This window comes from Micromonospora sp. NBRC 110009, from assembly GCF_030518795.1.
Taxonomy (GTDB): Bacteria; Actinomycetota; Actinomycetes; order Mycobacteriales; family Micromonosporaceae; genus Micromonospora.
The window spans coordinates 2,750,571-2,766,931 of record NZ_CP130427.1; the positions used below are offsets into that span (position 1 = coordinate 2,750,571).

The following is a 16,361-nucleotide window of genomic DNA, read 5'->3' on the forward strand; positions in this document are numbered from 1 at the left end:
AAATGTGCGGACGGCTACCCTTGTACGGTGACGCTACGCCTGTATGACACCGCCACCCGATCGGTGCGGGACTTCGTCCCGCGGGAATCCGGCAAGGTGGGGGTCTACCTGTGTGGTCTCACCCTCCAGGCCCCGCCGCACATCGGTCACCTTCGCTCCGGGGTCAACTACGACGTGCTGCGCCGCTGGCTGATCGCGTCCGGCTTCGAGGTCACCTTCATCCGCAACCTGACCGACATCGACGACAAGATCCTGGTCAAGGCGATGGAACAGGGCCGGCCGTTCTGGTCGATCGCCTACGTCAACGAGCAGATCCTCGCCGGGTCCTACCGGGCGCTGAACGTGCTGCCGCCGACGTACGAGCCGCGGGCCACCGGGCACATCCCGGAGATGCACCAGCTCATCGCGCGGTTGATCGAAACCGGTCACGCCTACCCGGCCACCGACGGCTCCGGCGACGTCTACTTCGACGTGGCCTCCTGGCCCGCGTACGGGTCGCTCTCCGGGCAGTCGCCGGAGGACATGCAGTCCGCCGGGGACGCCCCCGAGCGCGGCAAGCGCGACCCGCGCGACTTCGCCCTCTGGAAGGGCGCCAAGCCGGACGAGCCGGCGGACGCCTACTGGCCGTCGCCGTGGGGCCGGGGCCGCCCCGGCTGGCACATCGAGTGCTCCGCGATGTGCTGGCGCTACCTGGGCGCCGAGTTCGACATCCACGGCGGCGGGCTCGACTTGACCTTCCCGCACCACGAGAACGAGATCGCCCAGTCGCAGGCGGCCGACCTGCCGTTCGCCCGCTACTGGGTGCACCACGGCCTGCTCGGCATCGGCGGCACCAAGATGGGCAAGTCGCTGGGGAACACCCTCGACCTCGACTACGTGGCGTCCCTCGGCGTGCGCCCCGTGGAGCTGCGTTACTACTACGCCGCCGCGCACTACCGGTCCCGCATCGACTACTCCGAGGACGCGCTGCGTGAGGCCGCGGTCGCCTACCGGCGGATCGAGGGCTTCGTGCAGCGCGCCGCCGAGCGGGTCGGCGCCGGGCCGCTCGGCGAGCTGCCGGCCGGCTTCGTCGCGGCGATGGACGACGACCTCAACACCTCGGCCGCCCTGGCCGTCCTGCACGACCTCCTGCGGGACGGCAACAACGCGCTGACGAGCGGCGACGATGTGACGGTCGGCACGGTATTGGCCGCCGTCCGCAGCATGCTGGATATCCTCGGCGTCGACCCCCTGGACCCGGCCTGGACCGGCGGCGGCCGCGCGGGCGACCTGCGCGGCGTGGTGGACTCCCTGATCGCGCTCGCCTTGGAGCAGCGCGCCCAGGCCCGCAGCCGCAAGGACTGGGCCGCCGCCGACGCCGTACGCGACCAGCTCAAGCAGGCCGGCGTGGTGGTCGAGGACACCCCCCAGGGCCCCCGTTGGACTATTGGAGAGCAGGACTGATGGCCGGCAACTCGCAGCGCCGTGGCCGACGGCTGACGCCGAAGGCGGGTGCCCCGAAGGGCTCCGGCGGCAAGGGCCGGGACGCCCTCGCGGGCCGGGGCCGCACCCTGCCCGCCGACGAGCGACCCTGGCACAAGGCGTACTCGGGCACCGAGAAGCTGCCCCAGCGCACCGCCTGGAAGCAGGACAAGGAGCGCCGCTCGGCGGCCGAGGAGGGGCGCGCGCCCAAGATCGGCCAGCCCGGCACCAAGGACACCACCTGGGGCAAGGGCAGCCGCGCCGGCGTCCCGCTGAAGGGCGGCAAGGGCAAGGCCCCGGGCCGGGGTGGCCCCCGGGTCGCCCCGGGCCGCAAGTCGACCCCGGCGAAGGACAGCCCCGAGCTGCTGGTCGGCCGGAACCCGGTGCTCGAGTCGCTGCGCACCCAGGTGCCGGCGACCGCCCTCTACACCGCCCAGGGCATCGACATCGACGACCGGGTCAACGAGATCGTCCGGACCGCCGCCGACCGGGGCATCGCGATCCTGGAGGTCAGCCGGGCCGAGCTGGACCGGATGACCGGCGGCGTGCTGCACCAGGGCGTCGGGCTGCAGGTGCCGCCGTTCGCCTACGAGCCGTTCGAGGACATGATCGCGGCCGCCCTGGAGCAGGCCTGCCCACTGCTGGTCGCGCTGGACGGGGTCACCGACCCGCGTAACCTCGGCGCGGTCATCCGGTCCGCCGCCGCGTTCGGCGCCCAGGGCGTCTTCGTGCCGGAGCGGCGGGCCGCCGGGATCACCGCGACCGCCTGGCGGACCAGCGCCGGCGCGGCCGCGCGGGTGCCGGTCGCCCAGGTCACCAACCTGACCCGGTCGCTGAAGGCGTGCAAGGACGCCGGCTTCGTCGTGGTCGGCCTGGACGCCGACGGCGAGACCGACCTGTACGACCTGGAGGCCGCGGTCGGCCCGCTGGTCGTGGTGGTCGGCTCGGAGGGGCGCGGGCTGTCCCGGCTGGTCGGCGAGACCTGTGACCTGACCGTGAGCATCCCGATGATCTCCGACGTCGAGTCGCTCAACGCCAGCGTCGCCGCCGCGGTCACCCTCGCCGAGGTCGCCCGCCGCCGCTCCGTCGAGGCGTAGTCACCCGAGGACACGAAAAGGGGCGGTCCGCCGTGGCGGACCGCCCCTTTCTTCGTACGTCAGATCCGGTTGCCGGTGGTGGCGTGGAAGACGTGGCTGCGGCCGGCGCGCGGCTTGACGAACACGGTGTCGCCCATGTTCGGCATGGAGCGGCGGTCGGTCCGGACAACGAAGCGCTCGGAGTTGCCGCCGAGCGCCGCGTGCCCGTAGACGTTGGCGTCGGAGCCGAGGTCCTCGACCAGCTCGACCACGACCGGCATGCCGCCCTCGGTCGGGCTGACCAGGTCGCAGTCCTCCGGACGGAAGCCGACGGTCACCTTGCCGTCGCCGCCCTCGGCGCGGGCCGCCTCGACCTGCTCACGGGTCAGCGGCACGAGCAACTCGGCGAACTCCGCGCCCTTCTCGGTGAGCGGCACGGTCTTGATGTTCATGGCCGGGGAGCCCATGAAGCCGGCGACGAAGACGTTGGCCGGGGTGTCGTAGAGCGCCCGCGGGGTGTCCACCTGCTGGAGGACGCCGTCGAGCATGACCGCGACCCGGTGCCCCATGGTCATGGCCTCGACCTGGTCGTGGGTCACGTACACGGTGGTGACGCCGAGCTTGGCCTGCAGCGACGCGATCTGCGTACGGGTCTGCACCCGCAGCTTGGCGTCGAGGTTCGACAGCGGCTCGTCCATGAGGAAGACCTGCGGCTCGCGGACGATCGCGCGGCCCATCGCGACTCGCTGGCGCTGACCGCCGGAGAGCGCCTTCGGCTTGCGGTTGAGGAAGTCCTCCAGCTGGAGCAGCGCGGCCGCCTCCTTGACCCGCCGGTCGATCTCCGACTTCGAGGTCTTGCGCAGCTTGAGCGCGAACGCCATGTTCTCGTACACCGTCATGTGCGGGTAGAGGGCGTAGTTCTGGAAGACCATCGCGATGTCGCGGGCCTTCGGCGGCAGGTGGGTGACGTCCCGGTCGTCGATGTAGATCGAGCCCTCGTCGACGTCCTCCAGGCCGGCGAGCATCCGCAGGCTGGTGGACTTGCCGCAACCGGACGGGCCGACCAGGACGAGGAATTCCCCGTCGCCGATCTCGAGGTCGAGTTGGTTGACCGCGGGGCGCTCGGTGCCCGGGTAGATCCGGGACGCCTTCGCATAGGTGACCGTAGCCATGGTGGAGCGCTTCCTTTCACCGGCAGGAACGTGCCGGACGATCCGAGTGAAGGAGCGGCCGGCACCCATGGTGCCGGCCAACGGGCGGTCGCCCGGCGGCCGAGGCCGACCGGAGTGTCGTCCGTGTCACTGCACGGTAAACGGGTTTTCCGACCCTGCCAAGACAGGGACCAGCCGGGTGCGACGGACGGCATACGCATTCCGGTCACCCGGGCACGGCCGGGGACCAATCTCCACGGCCGGTCGGCCGGTTCGGCATCGATCCGTCGGTCTTCAGGTCAGGAAATTGACGTTTTCCGTGCTCGGGAGCGCTGCCGAGCGGGTTTCTCGGACGTCAGTCGCTATGCTGACCACGACACCACGCGCCCCTGTAGCTCAGCTGGCCAGAGCACTCGCCTTGTAAGCGAGATGTCGCCGGTTCGATCCCGGCCGGGGGCTCCAAGTCTTCACCAGCCAAAACCCGCCCGGCATGCCCACTACTGGGCAACCGAGCGGGAGGCTGACATCCATTTCTGACATCAGTCGACCGGACCGAACGCCTCACCGAGCCTGCGCAGGGCCTCCGTCTGCTCTGCCATCCGGGTGTGGGCGTAGATCATCATCGTGACGTCGACGTGGGAATGGCCCGCAATGGCTTGAGTGATGTGCGGCGGAGTGCCGAGGCCCAGCAGGAGCGGGCTTGAGGTCGGTGACGTAGGCGGACAGCCAGGAGGACAGGTAGTCGGCGAGCTTCCACGCCCGGTCGGGCACGGGTATGCCGCGCTGGGATCTGGACTTCTGCCCCATTGGCTGGTAGAGCAGCACGCCGATTGGCGGGCTGGTCGACGTGTGAGGGCGGCTGAAGAGGCGCGGTACAAGCTGGCCCCCGAAGCCAACCAAGATCATGCCGTCGCCGGGCCGTCGAACGAGAACCAGCGGTGACCATCGCTGACCATCCATGTCACGGGTAGCGGCAGCTCACAGGCGCAGCCGACAGGTTTGATCGACTACGCCCGTGAACTAGATCAATACCGCTGGAAGTGAGTTCCGTGTCTACATGCTGGCGTGGCGGCGACCGGCGATTGTGCCGGCTGCAAGTGTGATCGCCATGACCGCCGCGAGGATGAGGATCGTGGTGACGGAGGTTCCCAGCTCCCACCCTGCTCGGTGGAAGTAGAGCTCGTAGGTGGCTTGCGCCAAGGCTGGCGCCAGGAGAAGCACCGAGGCGACGATGGGCATCCGTGCATCGACGGGTGCGGTGATGACGGCCAGTGCGGCGAACGCGTACAGGGACATCAGTGGTGCGTCCGACCAGCCGTTGATCGGGCTCGGCGTCAGAACGACGACTGCCAGTGCCCCGAGAACGGGCCAGGCCCACGGTTTGGCCACGGGCGCTCGGGGGGCTCGGAGCAGTGGCAGCAAGGCCAGCGAAGCCAGCAGCGCTGGCCAGCACTTGGGAACAATCGCGTACTGGAGGCTATGAGCCGACCAGAACCAGGACGATTGGTCCCACCAATTTGCCGACCAGTGTTGCGCGACCACGGTCGATATCGCCCCAGCGAATGCCAGTCGGTAGCTACCCCACGCCGCAGCGAAAAGCGCGATGGTCAGCAGCGCCGGAATGACGATGAACCACCATGTGTCGACGTTGTACGGGCCCTCCGACAGCATCGTCAGCAAGAATGAGATCGGGCCTCCGGCCCAGAGTGTCATGCCGTACACGAGCAGGGACAGCGTGGACAGTCGCAGCGCGGAGTGTCCCAGCGCCGATCGCGAGCCGAGACGGTCAACACCGGTGCGGGCGCGTAGCCCTCCGACCACGAGCGCCGCCGCTTCTCGAAGGTCCGGCCGCCGCCGCTGGTCAGCCGTGGCGAGGAGGGTTTCGAGCATCTCGTCGGCGCGATACTGCCGGTAGGCGCGGGGGTAGGCCCGCAGTAGCCAGCGGTAACGGCGCTCCAGCTCAGTCATGCCGGCACCACCCAACCCGCCGCAGGCGTCGAGCGGACGGAACGGTCACGAACGACGCTCGCGGCTGCAGCCATCCGCTCCGCTTCCGCACGCAACGCGGACATGCCTCGCTGGGTCAGCTCGTAGGTGCGGCGGGCACGGCCGTTGACCACCGCCTCCTCGGCCACCCGCACCATCTCTTCACCGGTGAGCCGGTCCAAAGCGGCGTAGAGGGTGCCCGTCGTGAGGCGCACCCGCCCGTCGGACAACTCCTGCGCCCGCTTGACGATCGCGTAGCCGTGCAAGGGTTCGTCCTGCAACGCGGCCAAGATGAAGTAGGTAGGTTCGCGCATCGACGCGAAGGGCCTAGTCATGTCGTCAACATAAGCAGATGACCGACGTATAGGTCAAGATCCCGAGCGGGGTGGCGGAGTGGTTGCCGTTTGTCGCCCGCGGCCGGGACACCTGCCGGCTCACTCAAACGGTGAGCCGGCAGGCGTAGTGCAGTTGATTTGGGTCAGGACGTGACGGGGATGCTGGTGACGGTGTCGCCGGCGTCGGTGACACGTACATCGGTGATGTTGGCGGGTAGCAGTGCGGCGTTCCGGCCAGCGTCCTGCCACTGACCGTCGCCGATCCGGTAGCTCAGCGCCGCCCCCTCGGCGGCGACCAGAACGCCCTGGTTGTCAGGCAGTTGCAGTCGTACGGGCAACGGCGATTTCCAGTCCGCGAAGGGTGCTGGCGACCGCCTTGAAGGCGAGGTACTTGGGAGCGAGCAGCGCGATGACGCGGGCAGGGTCGTCGTCGTACTGGATGGTTTCCACGAGGAGTAGCCGGCCGTCCGGGGTTGCCCCGTAGACCCACAGGAGGGGAGACCCGTCGCTGGTGTGCACACCTGCCGATCCTCCAGGTAGCGGAGCACGACCGCAGCCCGCTGCCGAGGCGGCAACGCCCGCAGCGCCTCAACGACCACTTCGCGGAGAGCTACGACGTCCGCGTGGTCGCGGGCAACCCCGTCGTGATGGCCCAGCGCCTGCTCGGGCCGCCGGGCACGCCAGCGCCACCGGTTGATCGACCGGTTGACCAGCGCACGCCGCGCATACGCCTCCGGGCTGCCCTGCACTCGACGCCACCGCACATACACGTGCTCCAACACCTCCTGAAGCAGGTCCTCCGCCGCATGCCGATCCCCGGTCAGCAGAAAAGCAACCCGTAACAGCACCATCGTTCGTGTGCGAACGAAGTCGTCAAACTCCGCTCCCCGCGAATCACCCATCTGACCTCCCGGCCTCGTCACCCAGCAAGACACCGAGTCGGTCCGCGAGGCTTACCGGTCCCGCAACTCTGCTCGACGAGGCGGACCAGCCGGTGGCCTTCTGGAAGTTGGAGCGGCGCAGGGCAGCACCCTTCGCGCCGGTGAAGACCAAGGCGTCGGGGTCGTCGGCGACGAAGTCGCGCAGATGACGCCGAAGATCCGGACGGATCGCCCGGGAACCGTGACGGAGCGACGGCCCGCAGCCGACTTGGGCGGGCCGAAGATCATGCGTCCGTCGGACATCTCGACCAGGGTCGCACGGCCCCAGTCCGCCGTGCACGTCGTGCTTCCACACTGTGCCAACTGCGGCGGGCAGAAACCGCTGCGCAGCTTCGATGCCCGGCCGTCGGGAAACTCTGGCGAGTGCTGCTGTGTGGTGTTCAGACCGTCGCGTGCGCGGCCGGCTGTGCGGCGTCCGCGACGGTGGCGGTACGGCGGGCGCGCAGGCCGCCGGCCAGACACAGCACTACACCGAGCGCGAGCCAGGTCACCAGGACGATGAGGCGTGGGGCGGCGCCGTAGCTGAGCGGTTGGTTGCTGCCCTAGATGTCAACGACGGCGAGTCGGTGGCGGCCAGGCCTCTCGCAGCTCGAAGCTGCCGCGGTTGTCGGTTCCTTGGCCGCCATGTATGACCACAAGCCGCCGATGTTGGACAGCAGTGGTTTCTCTGGTAGTGGCCGTGCGGCGGTGGACGCACGGGGGCGTCCACCGCCACGCACGCCGGGTTATCGGCTCGGGTCAGCGATCGCTGATAAACGGATCAATGGGCCACGTCGCTGGGTCCTGGCCGCCCGTCCAGTCGCACTCGGCGACGATCCGGCGGATCAGCGTTGGGTCGTAGCGGCCGGAGGCAGTCAGCGATAGCACGGTGCCGCCGTGGTCGACCGCCACCTCCATGATCTGGGCGCCGCCGTCTCCGCGGTGCTCCAGGACCCGGGCCGGCCGGCTGCCGATCTCTTCGTTGGTGTCTGCGACTCGGCCGGACTCGGTACTGAACAAGATATGGAACGTTCCGTTACTTACGCTCAGCATGCTGGTGGCCGTGGTGCCGCGGAACACCACTGAACAGCTCTCCGGCTTCATCGTGGCAGGCAGTGCACGCAGCCGGTACGGCGCGGCACACCGGTAGGTGCGATCCAGCCGGACGCTGGCCGCGACCGTCAACGCATCGGTCTCGTGACGCCCCCCCGCAACCTGTAGCCAGAGGCCGTTGGCGGCCTGCCAGCGCAGCACGGCGTACGGGCGGTCGTCGATCTTGTCGAGGGCGAACGTGCCGGGTCGCCCTGCGACGCGGACGGCTTTGCGCTTACCGGCCAGGGGTTCGAAGTCCTTCGTGTCGGCCCCGACCCGCACAATGAGCTCTCGTTGCTGACCGTTGTTGTCGACACCGTCGATTCCGAGGCGTTCCTGCCGCTCGTCGATCAGCTGCTGGTATTGCACGCCGATGATCGGGAACGGCAATCGCGCCAGGCTGAGGTGCAGCAGCAGCGGCCGGCCGACTTCATCCGCCGAGTCAACCGCCGTAGCGGCGCCGGCAGCGACCGGCGGTGTCGGCAACACTGCCATCCGTGGAGCACTTCTCGACGGCGCGGACGGCGTCGGCGTCGGCGTCGCCACGCTCGGCCCCGACCCCGACCCCGGCCCGGGCCCCGACCCCGACCCCGACCCCGGCCCGGGCCCCGGCCCGGCGCTCGGGCTTAGCGCCGCTGTCAGCGACAGCACCACCGCCGCAGCGCCGGCCGACAGACCCGCCGCGCCGGCGGCGATACCGAACCGCCGCCGCCGGCGGTAGCGGGTGCCCACCGTGCGGGCCCCGACGAGGAGCCGGTCGACATGCACGTCCTCATCGGCGACACGGGTCAACGTCTCATGCAGCGCTCGATCCAGGTCAGTCATCGCGTTCCCCCTTTGGTGTACAGCGCCACATCAGCACCCACCTTGCCCCGCAACGTCGCAAGCGCCCGTTTCACCTGCGTACGCACGGTCACTGTCGAACAGTCGAGCAACCCCGCTATCGACACATCGTCAAGATCCTCGTAGTAGCGCAGGACAACGGCTGCCCGTTGCTTGGCGGGCAACTGCCGGACGTAACGCCACAGGACGTCACGCTCAACAACCTCCGACTCAAGATCCACCCGGCTAGCGGTATCGCCGGTGTCGACCACGACAATCTCGCGGCTCGATAGTCGCCGCCAGCGCGTGATCGCAGCGTTGACCAGCATCCGGCGCAGGTACGCCTCTGTGTTCACGGTCGAGATGTGGTTCCAGCGCGCGAACGCCCGCGCCAACACCTCCTGGGCCAGATCCTCACCGCGATGCCGGTCGCCGGTTAACAGTCGCGCCAGCCGCACCAGCGCTGCACCTCGCGTCCGTACGTAGTCGTCGAACTCCAAAACCTCTGCCCCCCTCCCCGCCCAGCTGCACTCACACCCGGATATACGACTGCGGTATCAGCCTCTGTTGCATGGCACAGCACCCCAATCTGAAGCATTGGAACGATCGGCGCGGTTGGCCGACGAACTGAAGCAGCCGATGGTCGTGGTGCTGGCCCGCGGAGAGACCAGGATTAGACCGCGAAAGCCAGCCACGGTGGGGAGAGGCGGCATCTCGGACGCATAGCCGGGATAGCCATCGGCGCTGCGGAAGCGGCGAATCCTTCGCCGGAGGAGCACCGCTTCCCCCTGCCGGCGGCGTCCCCACACTGGAATCACGGGGCAGGCGGCGCCGGCTCGATGGGCAGCGACGCCCGTACCAGGAAGCCACCGTAGGTTGGGCTGGCCATGCAGCGACGGTTGACAACCCTGGTTGTCGAGCGGACTCTGAAGTCGGAGGCCACTGACAAGGGAGCCGATCATGCGGGAGCTGACGTCGGACGAGCGACGGGAACTTCGGCGGGAACTGGGTGCGGTTGCCGCTGACTGGGCGCAGCGGCTGCACAACTCCGATGTGGATGCCCGGGCCGGCGCTGCCCAGGAGCCAAGATCCGCGGAGACGATGCGGACTCACCTTGCGCGGATGGCGGCAGGTGAGCAGATGCGTCGCCTTCTCGCTGACCTCGTGTCCGCCAGTGCTGAGGAAGCGGTGCAGCACGGTGCCGGCTATCCCGAGCTTGGCGCGGCGGTAGGCGCCAGTCGGCAGGCCGCGCGTAAGCGATGGCCTGGCCTGTCGAAGAGGCGTGCCACCGAGTGGAAGCAGCCGCCCGGGGGCATCGGCTGGGCCGGCAACCAACCGGGGTGCCCGGGACCGTTTTCGGGGACCTGAGGGGCCTGGCTTGACATCCGTCGCTGACATCAACGGTGGCGGCTGAAGCCGGACGAGCGTGGACGGCCGTCGGATCTGAGCCGAACTCGTTGGACGTCAACGGACGTTGCGACCTTTGCCGAAAGCGCCTTGTAAGCGAGATGTCGCCGGTTCGATCCCGGCCGGGGGCTCCAAGTCTTCACCAGCCAAAACCCACCCGGCGTGCCCGTCCAGGGGCGGCCCGGCGGCAGGCTGACAGCCAACTCTGACCTCAGTCGACCGGGCGAATGCCTCGCCCCCAGCCTGCGCAGCGGGTGCGCCCCGAAGGGCCGGGGCGCACCCCGGATGATCTATTCCGTACCGTCTGCGCAGGCCACGACCCCGGCGGCGACCGCGGAGCCGGAAGCGACGGCGGACGGCGAACTGGCGGCGGGTTCGAAAAGGACCCGCGACCGCAACTGCCGGAACCCGGTCCGTTCCAGTTCCGCCAGCACCGCCACCCGGTGGGCGTCCACGTCGGCTATCACCTCCCGGGCGCCGCCGGCGATCAGCACCTCGACCGCCGCGGCCAGCAGTTCGCCCCGGACGGCCTCGTCGAGCAGGCCCAGGTAGGCGATGAGCGGATAGCAGGCGTCCCCGGCCGTTCCCACCAGGCCGACCGGCTCCCCGGCAGCCAGCGCCACTCGCCAGCCCTCGACCGGCCCGGTCAGCCAGGCCAGGGGATCCGTGGCCAGATCCACGCCACCGACCGCCCGTGCAATCTCCATGCCGGTCAGCACGTCCGGCTCCGCGATTCGGCCGACCAGCGTATTGATCTCCGTCGCGTCGACCGCCGGACGGAACGTGTACCGCCCGGAGGCCGCCGGCAGGGGCGTGCCCGTCCAGGAGCACCTCAGCCGTTCGCCACGCTCGACGAGCCCGGCGAGACGGGCTGCAGCCATCGGCGCCTCGACCACAGCGAGGACCTCCGGCCGGCGCCGCCAATGTGCTGGCAGGGCGGCGTAGTACAACCCTGGACCGCCGAGTGCCTGGTGGGCGGCGCGCAGCAGCGCGGCACCCACCTCCGGCTCGGCGTCCAGGTCGAACCGTTCCAGCCATGGAGCGCCAGCAGCACCCGGCGGCAGAAGCCAGGCTGCCCGGCCGATGACGCGGCCGGCTCGCAAGGCGACCCAGGTGTTCTCGGGCCGGTAGCCGCCGGCGGCAATGCCGTCGGCGTAACTGACCTGGCGCAGTTGGGGCAGCGGATCGGGCATCGAATCGAAGAGACTCTCTTCGCCCGCGACGAGCGGACGGATGACCAGATCGGTCACAGGTTGATCCTCCGGAAAGCGAACGCCCCGGGTCAGATCCGCGCAGACGCCGGGACGCGGAGGGGGCGCAGAACATCGGACATTGTTCTGACCTCCTCCCAGCTCGACGGCGTGCCCGAAACGTACTCGACGCACTCGCCTATCGCAACAAGATCGGTCACCTTGTCATCGTCGTGGCCCGGTCAGCCCTCGCGCGGTCGGTCGACCGAGGTCGCAGACGCGGACGGAGAACGCCGGACGACGCCGATCACCGCCAGTGCGGCACCGGTTGGCACCGTCTCGTCCTGACCGACCTTGATTTCGAGCAGCGTGCCGGAGGCGGGCGAGGGTATCTCCGTGTCGACCTTGTCGGTGGAGACCTCCAACAGCGGCTCGTCGGTCCCGACCGGGTCACCGACCTTCTTCAACCAGCGGGTGACCGTACCCTCCGCGACGTGCTCGCCGAGGGCCGGCATGGTGAGGACGGTTGCGTCGGCCGGCGCGCTTTCCACCCGGGCGGCCTCTCCAGCCGGTGGGCGAGACCGGTTACGTCTCCGCCAGCGGTGATGACGCCACCAGTGGATGCCGAGAGCCAGGCCGAGAAGTGCCGCGGCCGTTCCCTTCCACTGTCGCTCGAACAACGATCGGTGATCGCCCAGTGCCGCGTCGCCGGCCAGCGCGAGCACGACGAGGCTGCCCAGCCAGTCGCGATGCGACAGGGCGGTCGGCTCGCCCCGAGAGCCAGCAGCAGGGCGGTGGCACTCAACGCCACCACGAACAGGGGAACTCCGACATGCCAAATCTCTCCGGCGGCGTGCACGGCGCCAGTATGGGTCACCAGGACAACCGTCGCCCGTAACGATCCCGCTGGTCGGAGCCGGGCCGGGGCGGTCGTGGCCGGCGGGGGCCACGACCGCCCCGAGGGACCGGTGCGTCGCCGTCAGCCCCAGTTCTGCGGGGCCGGCTGCCGGGTGGTCGCGTTGATCCGGTTGAAGAAGTTGGTGGTGGCGATCCAGAGCACCAGCGCGGCCAGTTCCTTCTCCCCGAAGTGCCGGGTCGCCTCCTGCCACACCTCGTCCGGCACCGCGTCGCTGCGGTCGGCGAGCCGGGTCGCGGACTCGGCGAGGGCGAGCGCGGCCCGTTCCGCCTCGGTGAAGTACGGCGTCTCCCGCCAGGCGGCCAGCGCGAACAGCCGCTCCTCGGTTTCGCCGTTCTTGCGGGCGCTGCGCGCGCCCGAGTCGACGCAGGCGCTGCAGCCGTTGATCTGGCTGGCCCGCAGGTGGACCAGCTCCAGGGTGCTGCCGGGTACGCCGGCCGAGAACGCGGACTTGTAGAGCAGGTTGACCGCCTTCACCGCGTCGGGGAGCAGCGCGGCGGGGTTCTGGATGCGAGCTTCGAGCGTCATGGTGATCCGTCCTGTCGGCTAGGCTGGCCGGCGTTCGCCGCGCGGCCGCTGTGGTCGTCCGTCACCGGGATGTCGAGCCGGCGGGCGGCGGCGTGACAGATGTGACGGCGGTCACGCGGATGGTCGCGAAGGGGTGGCGGGCCGTGAGTGACACCGAGCTGTTGGTCCGGGATTTCGAGGAGCAGCGCCCGCGGCTGCGCGCGGTGGCCCACCGGATGCTCGGCTCCGCGGCCGAGGCCGACGACGCCGTCCAGGACACCTGGCTGCGGCTCAGCCGCGCCGACGCCGACGCCATCGACAACCTGCCCGGGTGGCTGACCACCACCGTCGGCCGGGTCTGCCTGGACCGGCTGCGCTCCGGGAGCGCCCGGCACGAGCGGTCGACGGACGTGGCCGAGGAGGAGCCCGCCGGCGGGCCGGTCGGCGGCCGGGACCCGGAGCAGGAGGCGCTGCTCACCGAGTCGGTCGGGCGGGCGCTCGAGGTGGTGCTGACCACCCTAGGTCCCACCGAGCGGCTGGTGTTCGTGCTGCACGACCTGTTCGCCGTCTCCTTCGACGAGATCGCGCCGGTGGTCGACCGCAGCACCCCCGCGGTACGGCAGATCGCCAGCCGGGCCCGGCGCCGGGTGCAGAGCCGCTCGGCCGATCAGGTTTCCGATCCCGCCCGCCAGCGCCGGGTGGTCGAGGCGTTCCTCGCCGCCTCCCGGGAGGGTCGCTTCGACGACCTGGTCAGCCTGCTCGACCCGCACGTCGTCCTGCGCGCCGATGCCACCGCGGTACGGATGGGTGGGACCGCCGAGACGCGGGGCTCCTCCCTCGTGGCCGACTTCTTCAACGGCCGTGCCCAGGGGGCGCTGCCCGCGTTCGTCGACGCGCTGCCCGGCGCGGTGGTCGTCCTGGACGGTGGGATCCGCCTCGCGATCAGCTTCATCGTCACCGACCGGATCATCGGCATCGAGGTGGTGGCCGACCCCGGCCGGCTGGCCGCCCTCGACCTGGTGGTGGACGGGTGAGCCGGGCGGTCGAGGAGTCCAACCGGGCGATGCTGCGCGCCCGCGACGCGATGGACCGGGCGTACGCCGAGCCCCTCGACGTGCCGGCGCTGGCCCGGATCGCGCACGTCTCCGCGGCGCACTTCATCCGCACCTTCCGCGACACCTTCGGCGAGACCCCGCACCGGTACCTGCAACGCCGTCGGGTCGAGCGGGCGATGTACCTGCTCGTGCAGACCGACCAGCCGGTGACGGAGATCTGCTACGCGGTCGGCTTCGGCAGCCTCGGCACGTTCAGCCGGACCTTCCGGGACATCGTCGGGGAGTCGCCGTCGGCGTACCGGCGGCGGAAGGCTGTCGCGGCCGGCGTGCCGAGCTGCTTCACCAAGGCGTGGATGCGGCCCAGCGCCACCGCGGTCAGCCGCGCACCCGCCGGCGGACGGTGACCCAGAGGCGGTCACCGAGCCGGGTACGCCGGATCCAGCGCAGCCCGGCCACTGCCCTCGAGCGGGGTCGCGGCGGCGCGGTGACCCGGGCGTAGGTGGCGCCGCTCGCGGGGCGGGTGGTGCCGGGTTCCAGCGCTGCCGAGGCGACCGCCAGCGCGGTGAACTGCTGGAGGACGCGGGGATCGGGGCGGCCGCCCAGCGCCGCCCGGCGCAGCGCCTGCTCCACCGCGGGGCGCCGGACCAGCCCGGTGACCGGGCCGTGCGCGGTGTCCAGCAGGTCGGCGACGGCGGTAACCCCGTCGCCCTCCCACACCCGGGTGGCGGTGGACGGTCCGGTGGAGACGCTGACGAAGGGCACCTCCGCCCACTCCGGCACCAGCCGGGCGATCAGCCCGGTATGCAGCGCCCGGTCGAGCTTCTGCCCCGCGGTCAGCGCGAACGTGCTGGCCACGAAGCCCGGCGCCAGGAACGGGGTGACCATCCCGGTCGTGTAGGCGGAGGTGGCCCAGCGCCGCATCCGTTCGACCAGGTAGAGGTAGTCGAGCAGGTGCCGGTCGCGCAGGCCGGTCGCGCGGGCGTGGTCGAGGACGGCGGTGATCCGGTCCCGTTCGGCGGCCAGCGCGGCCGGCGCGGCGGCGGACCGGGGTACGCCGGCCAGCAGCCGTGCCAGGCCCGCCTCCTCCGGGGTGGGCGCCGGATCGGCGTCGGCCGCCGGATACCAGTACCCGACGGCCAGTTCGCCGGCCGCGCCGGTGAAGGTCGCCGGGCGCACCGAATCGGCGTACGTCGGCGGGGCGGCCGGTCGGGCCAGATAGGTGGACGGGAACTGGTGGTCGTAGTGCTCGCCGAGCAGTCGGGCCCGCTCCCGCAGGCCGGTGTCGTGCACCTGCGCCGGCGCACCGACGAGCCGGAGCCGGTGCTCGGGGTCGAGCCCGCGCTTGTCGCGCAGGAGCTGCACGAGCCGGCGGGCCACCTCGCCCTCCGCCCGGGTGTCCTCGTTGGTGAGGAACCGGGGCGTATGGTCGGCGGCGACCAGCGCCGCCGCGATGAGCCGGGAGTCCTTGCCGCCGGACAGGCCGAGGACGACCTCGTCGGCGTAGATCCGGTGCAGGCTGTCGGCGGCCCTGGTGAGGGCGTCGGCGGCCCGGTCGAGCTGCTCGCCGACGGGCCCACCCTGCGCGGCGTACCCGGTGTGTACCACCTCGTCGACGGCGTACCGGCGCTCGCGGGTGAGCCGCCAGCCGCCGTCGGGCCGGCGGTGCCCGGTGGCCCGCTCGCCGGGGCGGAGCAGCCGCGTGCCGGCGATCGGGGAGAGGTCGCCGCCGAAGTGGCCGCAGACCGCGTACGACGCCCAGCCGTCGAGGTCCGGCCGGGCCTGCCCGTGCAGGAACGCGGCCAGCACGGTGGGGCGGGTGCAGAAGGCGGTCACCCCGTCGGCCTCGCCGGTGAACACGCGGCCCATCCCGAGCCAGTCCTGTTGCAGGGCGAACCGGTCGATGTCCAGGGCCAGCAGGCCGAAGGGCGGCACCACGTCCTGGTGCACGTCCTCCCCGGCCAGGAGCCGCTTCGCCAGCACGGCGGGCCCGGCGGCCACGTCGAGCCCGACCGGGATGCCCAGCGAGACGGCGGTGACCGGGCCCTCGGTGGCCACCGTCGGCCAGCGGTAGCTCCCCGGATCGGCCGGGTGCAGGACGGTGACGCCCCAGTCGTCGCCGCCGAGGTCGTGGCGGCGCCAGGACGCCGGCACGAGGGTTGCGACGGACGCCGCGAAACGGGCGGCGCGGGCGGCCCGGGCGGCCTCCGGCAGCGGGATCTCGGCGAACCAGGCCAGCATGACGTACATCTGCGATTCCCCCGAAGTCGTCAGAAGTGCATGTGTCGTAGAGGTGAAGGACCGGTTACGCGAAGGGGTCCCATCTGGCCTGACGACTGGCGTCGGAGGCAGGTTGCTCAGCGTCCACAAAGGTGTACGAACGGTGGAGCCGTCAACCGGCCGTCAGCCCAGCAGTTTTGGATAAGCAGCAGCTCTCCAGCCGGGT

Annotated in this window: 15 protein-coding genes, 1 tRNA gene and 2 pseudogenes; 6 read left to right on the forward strand and 12 right to left on the reverse strand. The window is 70.7% G+C overall.

Going from position 1 to position 16,361, the window contains the following annotated elements; genetic code table 11:
* Positions 1 to 27 precede the first annotated feature (27 nt).
* Both cysS and rlmB read left to right on the forward strand, forming a co-directional pair.
* Entirely contained in the window at positions 28 to 1,443 is a 1,416-nt protein-coding gene (gene cysS, locus Q2K19_RS13145) for a cysteine--tRNA ligase (protein ID WP_302771055.1), read from the forward strand.
* Positions 1,443 to 2,558 carry a 23S rRNA (guanosine(2251)-2'-O)-methyltransferase RlmB gene (gene rlmB, locus Q2K19_RS13150; RefSeq protein WP_302771056.1) on the forward strand — a complete coding sequence of 372 codons (1,116 nt, stop codon included), beginning with the start codon at positions 1,443 to 1,445 and terminating at the stop codon, positions 2,556 to 2,558. The genes cysS and rlmB overlap by 1 nt, the downstream gene beginning before the upstream one ends.
* A 59-nt stretch (positions 2,559 to 2,617) precedes the next feature.
* On the opposite strand, the gene Q2K19_RS13155 is transcribed toward rlmB, so the two are convergent.
* Positions 2,618 to 3,709, reverse strand: a complete 1,092-nt coding sequence (locus tag Q2K19_RS13155; RefSeq protein ID WP_302771058.1) for an ABC transporter ATP-binding protein — start codon at positions 3,707 to 3,709, stop codon at positions 2,618 to 2,620.
* A gap of 364 nt (positions 3,710 to 4,073) precedes the next feature.
* Here Q2K19_RS13155 and Q2K19_RS13160 point away from each other — a divergent pair.
* A tRNA-Thr gene (locus Q2K19_RS13160) sits at positions 4,074 to 4,150 on the forward strand.
* A 591-nt stretch (positions 4,151 to 4,741) separates the two neighbouring features.
* On the opposite strand, the gene Q2K19_RS13165 is transcribed toward Q2K19_RS13160, so the two are convergent.
* The 7 genes and pseudogenes from Q2K19_RS13165 to Q2K19_RS13190 form a co-directional block, all read right to left on the reverse strand.
* Positions 4,742 to 5,656 carry a hypothetical protein gene (locus tag Q2K19_RS13165; RefSeq protein WP_302771059.1) on the reverse strand — a complete coding sequence of 305 codons (915 nt, stop codon included), beginning with the start codon at positions 5,654 to 5,656 and terminating at the stop codon, positions 4,742 to 4,744.
* On the reverse strand, positions 5,653 to 6,009 hold the full coding sequence (locus Q2K19_RS13170) for a PadR family transcriptional regulator (protein WP_302771061.1): 357 nt from the start codon (positions 6,007 to 6,009) through the stop codon (positions 5,653 to 5,655). Before Q2K19_RS13170 ends, Q2K19_RS13165 begins: the two co-directional genes overlap by 4 nt.
* A 143-nt stretch (positions 6,010 to 6,152) precedes the next feature.
* Positions 6,153 to 6,347: a hypothetical protein gene (locus tag Q2K19_RS13175; protein WP_302771063.1), complete on the reverse strand. Its 195-nt coding sequence runs from the start codon at positions 6,345 to 6,347 to the stop codon at positions 6,153 to 6,155.
* The gene (locus tag Q2K19_RS13180) at positions 6,322 to 6,528 is read right to left on the reverse strand and encodes a hypothetical protein (protein WP_302771065.1); all 207 of its coding nucleotides are present in this window, start codon (positions 6,526 to 6,528) and stop codon (positions 6,322 to 6,324) included. Before Q2K19_RS13180 ends, Q2K19_RS13175 begins: the two co-directional genes overlap by 26 nt.
* A gap of 65 nt (positions 6,529 to 6,593) precedes the next feature.
* A pseudogene (locus Q2K19_RS33320) lies at positions 6,594 to 6,911 on the reverse strand (sigma factor); the annotation flags it as partial.
* A gap of 777 nt (positions 6,912 to 7,688) precedes the next feature.
* The gene (locus Q2K19_RS13185; protein ID WP_302771067.1) at positions 7,689 to 8,846 is read right to left on the reverse strand and encodes a hypothetical protein; all 1,158 of its coding nucleotides are present in this window, start codon (positions 8,844 to 8,846) and stop codon (positions 7,689 to 7,691) included.
* Positions 8,843 to 9,343, reverse strand: coding sequence for a SigE family RNA polymerase sigma factor (locus tag Q2K19_RS13190; RefSeq protein ID WP_302771068.1), 501 nt, complete (start codon positions 9,341 to 9,343; stop codon positions 8,843 to 8,845). The genes Q2K19_RS13185 and Q2K19_RS13190 overlap by 4 nt, the downstream gene beginning before the upstream one ends.
* Positions 9,344 to 9,803: 460 nt before the next feature.
* Here Q2K19_RS13190 and Q2K19_RS13195 point away from each other — a divergent pair, with 460 nt between their 5' ends.
* Entirely contained in the window at positions 9,804 to 10,211 is a 408-nt protein-coding gene (locus tag Q2K19_RS13195) for a hypothetical protein (RefSeq protein ID WP_302771069.1), read from the forward strand.
* 329 nt (positions 10,212 to 10,540) lie between these two features.
* Here Q2K19_RS13195 and Q2K19_RS13200 read toward each other — a convergent pair whose 3' ends face one another.
* The 3 genes and pseudogenes from Q2K19_RS13200 to Q2K19_RS13210 form a co-directional block, all read right to left on the reverse strand.
* A complete protein-coding gene (locus Q2K19_RS13200) occupies positions 10,541 to 11,635 on the reverse strand; it encodes an acetyltransferase (RefSeq protein ID WP_302771071.1) in 1,095 nt (364 codons plus the stop codon).
* 83 nt (positions 11,636 to 11,718) lie between these two features.
* Positions 11,719 to 12,015, reverse strand: a pseudogene (locus Q2K19_RS13205) (biotin/lipoyl-containing protein); the annotation flags it as partial.
* A gap of 404 nt (positions 12,016 to 12,419) precedes the next feature.
* Positions 12,420 to 12,884, reverse strand: a complete 465-nt coding sequence (locus Q2K19_RS13210) for a carboxymuconolactone decarboxylase family protein (RefSeq protein WP_302771073.1) — start codon at positions 12,882 to 12,884, stop codon at positions 12,420 to 12,422.
* A 143-nt stretch (positions 12,885 to 13,027) separates the two neighbouring features.
* Between Q2K19_RS13210 and Q2K19_RS13215 the strand changes: the two genes are divergently transcribed.
* Positions 13,028 to 13,897 carry a sigma-70 family RNA polymerase sigma factor gene (locus Q2K19_RS13215; protein ID WP_302771075.1) on the forward strand — a complete coding sequence of 290 codons (870 nt, stop codon included), beginning with the start codon at positions 13,028 to 13,030 and terminating at the stop codon, positions 13,895 to 13,897.
* Entirely contained in the window at positions 13,894 to 14,322 is a 429-nt protein-coding gene (locus Q2K19_RS13220; RefSeq protein WP_302771077.1) for a helix-turn-helix domain-containing protein, read from the forward strand. The genes Q2K19_RS13215 and Q2K19_RS13220 overlap by 4 nt, the downstream gene beginning before the upstream one ends.
* Here the strand turns inward: Q2K19_RS13220 and Q2K19_RS13225 are convergent.
* Positions 14,294 to 16,165, reverse strand: a complete 1,872-nt coding sequence (locus tag Q2K19_RS13225; RefSeq protein ID WP_302771078.1) for an asparagine synthetase B family protein — start codon at positions 16,163 to 16,165, stop codon at positions 14,294 to 14,296. The genes Q2K19_RS13220 and Q2K19_RS13225 overlap by 29 nt on opposite strands.
* Between the last annotated feature and the right edge of the window lie 196 nt (positions 16,166 to 16,361).

Bases quoted from the DNA above. Each gene is read 5' to 3' on its own strand.
- rlmB (WP_302771056.1), top strand. From the start codon at position 1,443: ATGGCCGGCAACTCGCAGCGCCGTGGCCGACGGCTGACGCCGAAGGCG.
- Q2K19_RS13155 (WP_302771058.1), bottom strand. From the start codon at position 3,709: ATGGCTACGGTCACCTATGCGAAGGCGTCCCGGATCTACCCGGGCACC.
- Q2K19_RS13165 (WP_302771059.1), bottom strand. From the start codon at position 5,656: ATGACTGAGCTGGAGCGCCGTTACCGCTGGCTACTGCGGGCCTACCCC.
- Q2K19_RS13170 (WP_302771061.1), bottom strand. From the start codon at position 6,009: ATGACTAGGCCCTTCGCGTCGATGCGCGAACCTACCTACTTCATCTTG.
- Q2K19_RS13185 (WP_302771067.1), bottom strand. From the start codon at position 8,846: ATGACTGACCTGGATCGAGCGCTGCATGAGACGTTGACCCGTGTCGCC.
- Q2K19_RS13195 (WP_302771069.1), top strand. From the start codon at position 9,804: ATGCGGGAGCTGACGTCGGACGAGCGACGGGAACTTCGGCGGGAACTG.
- Q2K19_RS13210 (WP_302771073.1), bottom strand. From the start codon at position 12,884: ATGACGCTCGAAGCTCGCATCCAGAACCCCGCCGCGCTGCTCCCCGAC.
- Q2K19_RS13225 (WP_302771078.1), bottom strand. From the start codon at position 16,165: ATGTACGTCATGCTGGCCTGGTTCGCCGAGATCCCGCTGCCGGAGGCC.